Below are 8,141 nucleotides of genomic sequence, written 5' to 3' on the forward strand. Positions count from 1 at the left end.
CCAAGGAAGCCCGGCCCCATGGGGCCGGGCTTCCTTGTGCTTGGTTGGCTAGGGTGCGGGACACCAGCTCACTTGGCGATCCAGGCGTCCGAGAAGAGGAGCAGCGAGTCCGTGCTCGGCTCGAGGCCGTGAACGTTGTCGTTCCAGGCGTTCACCAGAGCGCCCGAGGAGATGCCGACGCCGGGTGCGTCCTCGGCCCACAGCGCTTCGATCTGGGTCATGATCTCCTTGGCGTCGGCCGGGTCCTCGACGGCCTGGAGCTCCTGCGCGAGCTTGTCCATCTCGGGGCTCGCGTAGCCCGAGACGTTCAACGCGGACGTGCTACCCATCGACGAGGCCACGCGGGTGAACAGGTCCCCCTCGGGGATGCTCGTGGCCACGACCGCGATGTCGAAGTCGCGGTCGACGTAGATCTTCTGAACTTGGTCAGCGACGTTCTGGAGCAGTTCGAGCTTAACCTCGAAGCCCGCGGCCTCGAGCATCGCCTGCACTGCCAGCGCCCCGGCCTGTGACGCCTGGTCGGTACGCGCGAGGAAGCTGATCTTCCCGTCGTACCCGTCGGCTTTGGCCTCCTCGAGCAGCTTCTTCGCCGCCTTGGTGTCCGTCGGCATCGGCTCGACACCGGGGGCCCAGACGGAGTCCTCGCTCATCAGCAGCTTCGTCGCGTCGCCGGCACCGCCGGCGGCCCGCTTCAGGTAGATGGCGGGGTCGATCGCAAGCGCGATCGCCTGGCGAACCCGCTTGTCCTCGCCGGGAAAGCCCTTGCGGTTGTTGATCCAGAAGTTGTTCGCCATCGAGACTCGACTCACCATCGCTGGCGATCCGGACGTGATCGCCTCGTCGACGACTTCGGGGCCCCGCAGGGTGGTGACGTCGACACCACCGGACTCCATCGTCTCGTACGCCGTCGAGTCGGCGCCGAGCAGAACGAACTCGATCGCGTCGAGAGCCGGGCGGCCGTCCCAGTAGTCGGGGTTCGCGGTGACCACGGTCTTCTCGGCGGGGCTGTAGCTCGTGAACGTGAATGGACCGGCACCGATCGGCTTGAACGCTTTCGGGTTCTTGTACGCCGCCGGTGCGAGCACCATCCCGGCGCCGCCGGCCAGCATGTTGGGGAACTTGGCCCAGGGATGGGCCAGCTTGATCTCCACCGTCTGCGCGTCCGCGGCGGTCAGGGACGTGATCTCCTGCTTGAGCAGTGCGGCGTTCATGCCGTACGACGCGGCGTAGTACTCGATGCTGCCGATCACGGCCTCGGCGTCGAGCGCCGTCCCGTCATGGAACTTGACGCCCTCGCGCAGCTTCAGCGTCCACGTAGACAGGTCGTCGCTCTCGAGCGACTCGGCCAGCTGGCCCTCGAACTCGTCCTCCACGGGGTCGTAGCGCACCAGCGTGTCGTAGACCGCGGCCATGACGTTGCCGCCGGTCGTACCGGTCGGGTAGGTCTTGGTCGGGTCGAGCGTGCGTGCCTCGGAGTACTCGGCGACACGCAGGGTGCCACCCTGTACGGGGTCGCCGGAGGCATCCTCGGCGTTCAGCAGCCGGGTGGAGTAGTCCACTTTCGCCGCGTCCTGGCCGCCGTCGCCCTCCGCCGGAGTGTCCGCACAGCCAGTGACGACGAGAGCGCTCGCAGATAGCAGCACCGCCCATCGTGCACGAGTCGGAATGAGTGTCTTCACTGTTCCTCCACTGGGGTCACTGGTGGTCCGAGCTCTCACCGGAATGTGTCTGTCGTCACAGCGTCGTCGGCCGGCCACGCCAGCTCCTTCCACATCCCACTCAGTGGAAGGAACGGCATGATGTTGGGGCGAGGCTTCCTAACGTGCGGAACATGACATCTCCCGACGTACTGGCGCCCGCCAAGCTGGGGCCGCTCACGCTCCGCAACCGCATCATCAAGGCGGCGACGTACGAAGGCCTCAGCCACAAGGCGCGCGTCACGCAGGACCTGATCGACTTCCACGCTGCGTACGCCGCGGGCGGGGTCGGCATGACGACGGTGGCCTATTGCGCCGTTGCTCGCGAAGGGCGCACGGACAGGCACCAGATCCTCTGGACCGACGAGGCCATGCCGGGGCTTCGTCGCCTGACCGACGCGGTGCACGCCCAGGGCGCTGCGGTCTCGGCACAGATCGGCCACGGCGGGCCGGTCGCCAGCCCCAAGGGCAACGACCTGCCCGCGCTCTCCCCGACGAAGCACTTTCATGCCACCTCCCTCAGCTGGGCCCAGGAGGCGACCGTCGCCGATCTCGACCGGATCACCGAGGCCCATGCCGAGGCGGCCCGTCGGGCGATCGATGCCGGCTTCGACGCAGTCGAGGTTCACCTCGGCCACAACTACCTCGCAAGCGCATTCCTCTCGCCCAAGATCAACCACCGCACCGACGGCTACGGTGGCAGCTTGGAGAACCGGGCCCGCTTCGCGCGCGAGATCCTGCGTGCCGTACGAGACGCCGTGGGCGACCGGATCGCGATCATCGCCAAGATGAACATGGACGACGGTGTGTCCGGCGGCTTCTGGCTGGACGAGGCGATCCCGGTCGCCCAGTGGCTCGAGGCAGACGGCTCGCTCGACGCGCTGGAGATGACCGCCGGGTCGTCCCTGCTGAACCCGATGTATCTCTTCAAGGGAGACGCGCCCCTCAAGGAGTTCGCCGACGTCATGCCGCAGCCGGTCAAGCTGGGCGTCAAGCTGGTCGGCAAGCACAAGCTGAAGAGCTACCCCTACACGGACGCCTACCTCCTCGAGGACGCGCGCCAGATCCGCGCGGCGGTGAGCCTGCCGATGATCCTGCTCGGCGGCATCACCACCAAGCCGGTCATGGATCTCGCGATGGACGAAGGCTTCGAGTTCGTGGCGATGGGCCGTGCGCTCCTCCGCGAGCCCGACCTGATCAACCGGATCCAGAAAGACGCCTCGACCGGCTCCTTGTGCAACCACTGCAACAAGTGCATGCCGACCAACTTCACCGGCACCCGCTGCGTGCTCGTCCAGCGCGGCACCACCCGCACGGCGACCTGGGGCAAGCCGGAGGGCTACGCCTCATGAGGGAGACGGTTGCCGACCTCCTGCTCGACCGCCTCGGCGACGAGCATCCCGGCCTGCTGAGCCATGACCGGTCCTGGTCCTGGGACGAGGTCGTCCGCGATAGCGCGGCCCGCGCCGACCTGGCAACCTCGCTGCGCGTCGAGGGCCCGTTCCATATCGGCGTGCTGCTCGACAACGTGCCCGAGTTCATCCTCTGGCTCGGCGGAGCGGCGCTGGCGGGTGCCTCGATCGTCGGCATCAACTCGACGAGGCGAGGTGCCGACCTCGAGGCCGAGGTCCGCCACACCGAGCTTCAGCTGCTGGTGACCGACGCGGCAGGGCTGGCCCTGCTCGACGGGCTCGACATCGGGCTCTCCCGGGACCGGGTCCTGCTCATCGACGATCCGGCGTACGCCGGCCTGGTTGCCAAGCACGCGTGCGAACCCAGCCGTGATCCCTCGATCGACCCCACCACACAGCTGCTGCTGCTGTTCACGTCCGGCACGACCGGGGCCTCGAAGGCGGCGCGCTGCAGCCAGGGCCGGCTCGCCGGGCTGGGCACGATGAACGCCGCGAAGTACGACGTGCAGCGCCACGACATCTCCTACTGCTGCATGCCGCTGTTCCACGGCAACGCCCTGATGGGTCTGTGGGCCCCGTCCCTCGTCTCCGGTGCGACGGTCGCGCTGACCCCGAAGTTCTCGGCCTCCCGCTTCATCGAGGATGTACGCCGCTTCGAGGCCAGCTTCTTCACCTACGTGGGCAAGGCGATCAGCTACATCCTGGCCGCGTCGCCTGCCACCGACACGGACTCGACGCTGACCCATGGCTTCGGCACCGAGGCATCGCCGGAGGACCAGGCGGAGTTCCGCCGACGGTTCGGCGCCACGCTCCTCGAGGCCTACGGTTCGAGCGAGGGCGCCGGGATGATCACGCTCGCTCCGCAGGGACCGGTGGCCACCCTCGGGCGACCGGCACACGATGGCGTACGCGTCGTGAACCCCGAGACTCGCGAGACCTGCCCGCCGGCGAAACTCGATGAGCACGGTCGCGTGCTCAACGCCGAGGCGGCGATCGGTGCGCTCGTCGACACAGAGGGTGCCGCAAGGTTCGAGGGCTACTGGAACAACCCGGAGGCGGACGCCGAGCGTGTGCGTCACGGCTGGTACTGGACGGGCGACCTCGGGTATGCCGACGAGCAGGGCTACCTGTACTTCGCCGGCCGTTCCGGGGACTGGATCCGCGTCGACGGTGAGAACACGTCTGCGCTGCTGATCGAACGCATCCTCAAGCGGCACCCCGCGGTGGTCGCGGCGGCTGCCTTCGCTGTACCCGACCCGCGGTCCGGCGACCAGGTGATGGCGGCTGTCGAGGTGGCCGAGGGCACGACCTTCGACTCGCTCGACCTGCCTGGATTCCTGGCCGGGCAAGCGGATCTGGGCACCAAGGCCGCTCCGCGCTTCGTCAGGTTCTCGTACGCGTTGCCGAGCACCGGCTCCAACAAGCTGCAGAAGAGAGCCATCCAGCTCGAGGGCTGGCGTACCTCCGACCCGGTCCACCGTTGGGAAGGGCGCGGCGCTCCGACGTACGTCCCGATGACCGCGGCCGACAAGACCGCGCTCCGTGCAGAGTTCGCGGCCGCCGGCCGCCTCCGCTTCCTGCCCTGACAGACGAGGAACACCATGGACCTTCGCGAGACACCTGCCCAGCAGCAGCTGCGCAAGGAGCTGCGCACCTACTTCGCCGGGCTGCTGCCCGACGACGTACGCCGACGCGTCGGCGAGGAGGGTGTCGGCGGACCGCGCTTCCGCGAGGTCGTCAAGATGCTCGGCCGCGACGGCTGGCTCGGCATCGGCTGGCCGACCGAGTACGGCGGCCAAGGCCGCTCCATCGAGGAGCAGTACGTCTTCTTCGACGAGGTGCAGCGCGCCGGGCTGCCGTTCCCCTTCGTCACCGTGAACACCGTCGGTCCGACGCTCATGCAGTACGGCACCGAGGAGCAGAAGCGGGCCTACCTGCCGGGCATCTTGGCCGGTGACATCGTCTTCGCGATCGGCTACACCGAGCCCTCCGCTGGCACGGACCTGGCGTCGCTCACCACCCGCGCCGTGCTGGACGGCGACAACTTCGTCGTCAACGGCCAGAAGATCTTCACCAGCGGTGCCAACACCGCCGACTACGTGTGGCTGGCGGTCCGCACCGACCCGGAGGCGGCGAAGCACCAGGGCATCTCGATCCTGATCGTGCCCACCACCGACCCCGGCTTCTCCTGGAGCCCGATCCAGGCGGTGGGCGGGATGGTGGTGACCGCGACCTACTACACCGACATCCGGGTGCCGGCAGGCGACGTCGTCGGGACGGTCGACGCCGGCTGGTCGCTGATCACCGCCCAGCTCAACCACGAGCGGATCGGCCTGGCGGCCCTCGGCGGCCGGATGATCCAGCTCTGGGAGAACGTCCTGGCCTGGGCCAAGGACACCGGTGTGATCGAGGAGCCGTGGGTGCAGTCCGAGCTGGCACGCACCTACGCGAAGCTCGAGGCGATGCGGTTGATGAACTGGAAGATGACGACCGCCGTCGCCGCCGGCGACCTGACCGGCGCGACCGCCGGCGCCGCGAAGACGTTTGGAACCGAGACCCACATCGACGTGCAGCGCACTCTCACCCAGGTCCTCGGCGCGGCCGGACGGATCCGTCCCGAGTCGCCCGGTGCCGTCCTGCACGGGCAGGTCGAGCAGCTCTCCCGCCAGGGCATCGTCAACACCTTCGGTGGGGGAGTCAACGACGTCCTCCGCGACATGGTCGCCACCCAGGGACTCGGGCTGCCCAGGTCGAAGCGATGAGTGCGTACGACGACCGGCTCGCCGCCTTCGTCGGCCGCGAGCTCGTCGCCCGCCGGCCCGCCGCCGACCCGGTGAACGTGCCGATGATCCGGCACTGGGTCGAGGCGATGGGCGACACCAACCCGCGCTACCTCGGGGCCGACCCGGTCGCGCCCGCCTCGATGATGCAGGCGTGGACGATGCGCGGCTTCGGGTCACCCGCCACAGCCGGGGCCTTCGACGAGCTGGTTGCCCTGTTGGCCGAGGGCGGCTACACCTCGGTCGTCGCCACCGATTCCGACCTCGAGCTCGAGCGCGAGGTCGTACCCGGCGACCGGCTGACCGTCGAGGAGGTCGTGGAGTCGATCTCGCCGGAGAAGGTCACCGGTCTGGGTGCCGGCCGGTTCGTGACCACCCTGAAGACCTACCGCGACGCGACCCGCGGGGTCGTCGCGACCCAGCGGTGGCGGACCCTGCGGTTCAAGCCAGCCGCGACGGCAGAGCCGAGGCCGCGTCCGGCCATCAACCTCGACAACCAGTTCTGGTTCGAGGCGGCTCGCGAGCACCGGCTCGTCGTCCAGCGCTGCCTGTCGTGCAAGACGCTGCGGCACCCGTCCGGCCCCTGCTGCCCCGAGTGCCAGTCCTTCGACTGGGATACCGTCGAGGCGAGCGGTCGCGGCACGCTCTACTCCTTCGTCGTCGCGCACCATCCGCGCCACCCTGCCTTCGACTACCCGCTGCTGATCGCCGTCGTCGAGCTCGAGGAGGGCACCCGCCTGATCACCAATCTGACCGGCGTCACGTCCGACGACCTCAGGATCGGCATGCCGCTCGGGGTCGAGTGGCTGGACGCCGATCCCGAGCTGACCCTGCCGGTGTTCCGGCCCACTGATCTTCAGGAGCGCTGATGGACTTCACCTACGACGAGGACCTCGTCGCGGTTCGCGACCTGGCTCGCCAGATCTTCACCGACCGGGCCACCACCGACCGCGTGCGCGAGGTCGAGGCGTCCGCCACCCACATCGACGAAGAGCTCTGGCAGCAGCTCGCCAGTGCCGGACTCCTCGGGCTCGCCCTCCCGGAGTCGTACGGCGGAGCCGGGCTCGAGCCGGCTGCGCTCTGCGTCGTCCTGGAGGAGCAGGGTCGGACCGTGGCACCCGTGCCCCTGTGGTCGGCGGGCGTCTCGTCGCTCGCCGTCGCGTCCTTCGGGTCACACGGCCAGCGCGACGCCCTGCTCGCCGGTGCCGCCGACGGATCGATGCGGCTGACGTTGGCGCTGGAGGAGTTCGACGGGGCGGCTCCTGCGTCGCCGCGGTGCGCGGCCGTCCGGACCGGCGAGGGGTGGAGTCTGACCGGCACCAAGGCGGTCGTCCCGTCACCGACCGGTGCCTCGCACGTGCTGGTGTCGGCGACGAGCGTTGAGGGTCCGGCCATGTTCCTCATCCCGGCCGATGGCGACGGGATCGTGTGGGAGCAGACCAAGACCACGACCCACGACCTGGCCGGCCACCTGACCCTGACTGGCGCCGTCGCCGAGCAGCTCGGGGACGGCGAGACGCTGGCCGCGGTCCTCCGAGTGGCCGCCGCCGCCCTCGCGGCCGTGCAGGTGGGCGTCGCCGACGGGGCGCTGCGGCTCGCAGCGACGTACCTCTCGACACGGGAGCAGTTCGGCCGACCGCTAGCGACCTTCCAGTCCGCCCAGCACCAGCTGGCGGACTGTTGGATCGACATCGACGCCATGCGGGTCACACTGTGGCAGGCACTCGCCTCCCTCGACGAGCCGGAGGCGGCGCGCGCGGCGCTGGTGGCGAAGTGGTGGTGCGACCAGGCCGGCCTCGACGTCGTCCACCGGGCGATGCACCTGCACGGCGGCATCGGCGTCGACGTCGACTACCCCGTGCACCGGAACTTCCTGTGGGGCAAGCAGATCGCCAGCACGCTCGGCGGCTCGGCGGCGGCCCTCGCCGACCTCGGAGCCGTGCTCGCGCGTGAGGAGGTGGCGTCGTGAAGATCGGCGATGCCCTGCCCCCGCTGGAGATCCCGCTGACGCGCAGCCTGATCGTGGCCACCGCGATCGCCAGCCGTGACTACCAGGACGTGCACCACGACCCGACCCTCGCGCAGGAGCGTGGGTCACAGGACATCTTCATGAACATCCTGACCACGAACGGCCTCGTCGACCGGTTCGTCACGTCGTGGGCCGGACCCACCGCCGTCGTGAAGCGGATCCGGATCCGGCTCGGCGCGCCCAACTACCCGGGCGACACGATGACGCTCACCGGCTCGGTGTC

The 8,141-nt window shown here is 69.3% G+C and carries 7 protein-coding genes; 6 read left to right on the forward strand and 1 reads right to left on the reverse strand.

Annotated features, from left to right (window positions below; all coding sequences use genetic code 11):
- Window positions 1-68: 68 nt before the first annotated feature.
- Complete coding sequence (locus ACRDPS_RS24935; RefSeq protein WP_431504367.1) at window positions 69-1,643, reverse strand: ABC transporter substrate-binding protein; 1,575 nt, start codon at window positions 1,641-1,643, stop codon at window positions 69-71.
- 188 nt (window positions 1,644-1,831) lie between these two features.
- Between ACRDPS_RS24935 and ACRDPS_RS24940 the strand changes: the two genes are divergently transcribed.
- From ACRDPS_RS24940 to ACRDPS_RS24965, 6 genes are all read left to right on the forward strand, one after another.
- Window positions 1,832-3,049, forward strand: a complete 1,218-nt coding sequence (locus ACRDPS_RS24940) for an NADH:flavin oxidoreductase (protein WP_431504368.1) — start codon at window positions 1,832-1,834, stop codon at window positions 3,047-3,049.
- Complete coding sequence (locus ACRDPS_RS24945; protein ID WP_431504369.1) at window positions 3,046-4,695, forward strand: AMP-binding protein; 1,650 nt, start codon at window positions 3,046-3,048, stop codon at window positions 4,693-4,695. Before ACRDPS_RS24940 ends, ACRDPS_RS24945 begins: the two co-directional genes overlap by 4 nt.
- Window positions 4,696-4,710: 15 nt before the next feature.
- Window positions 4,711-5,871: an acyl-CoA dehydrogenase family protein gene (locus ACRDPS_RS24950; protein ID WP_431504370.1), complete on the forward strand. Its 1,161-nt coding sequence runs from the start codon at window positions 4,711-4,713 to the stop codon at window positions 5,869-5,871.
- Window positions 5,868-6,758 (forward strand): bifunctional MaoC family dehydratase N-terminal/OB-fold nucleic acid binding domain-containing protein, encoded by an 891-nt coding sequence (locus ACRDPS_RS24955; protein ID WP_431504371.1) that lies wholly within the window; start codon window positions 5,868-5,870, stop codon window positions 6,756-6,758. The genes ACRDPS_RS24950 and ACRDPS_RS24955 overlap by 4 nt, the downstream gene beginning before the upstream one ends.
- Window positions 6,758-7,858, forward strand: a complete 1,101-nt coding sequence (locus ACRDPS_RS24960) for an acyl-CoA dehydrogenase family protein (protein WP_431504372.1) — start codon at window positions 6,758-6,760, stop codon at window positions 7,856-7,858. The genes ACRDPS_RS24955 and ACRDPS_RS24960 overlap by 1 nt, the downstream gene beginning before the upstream one ends.
- The coding region (locus ACRDPS_RS24965; RefSeq protein ID WP_431504373.1) for a MaoC family dehydratase at window positions 7,855-8,141 on the forward strand (287 nt) is incomplete at its 3' end. The genes ACRDPS_RS24960 and ACRDPS_RS24965, both read left to right, overlap by 4 nt.

Origin of the sequence: Nocardioides sp. (assembly GCF_050699375.1) — a bacterium.
Lineage (GTDB): Bacteria > Actinomycetota > Actinomycetes > Propionibacteriales > Nocardioidaceae > Nocardioides.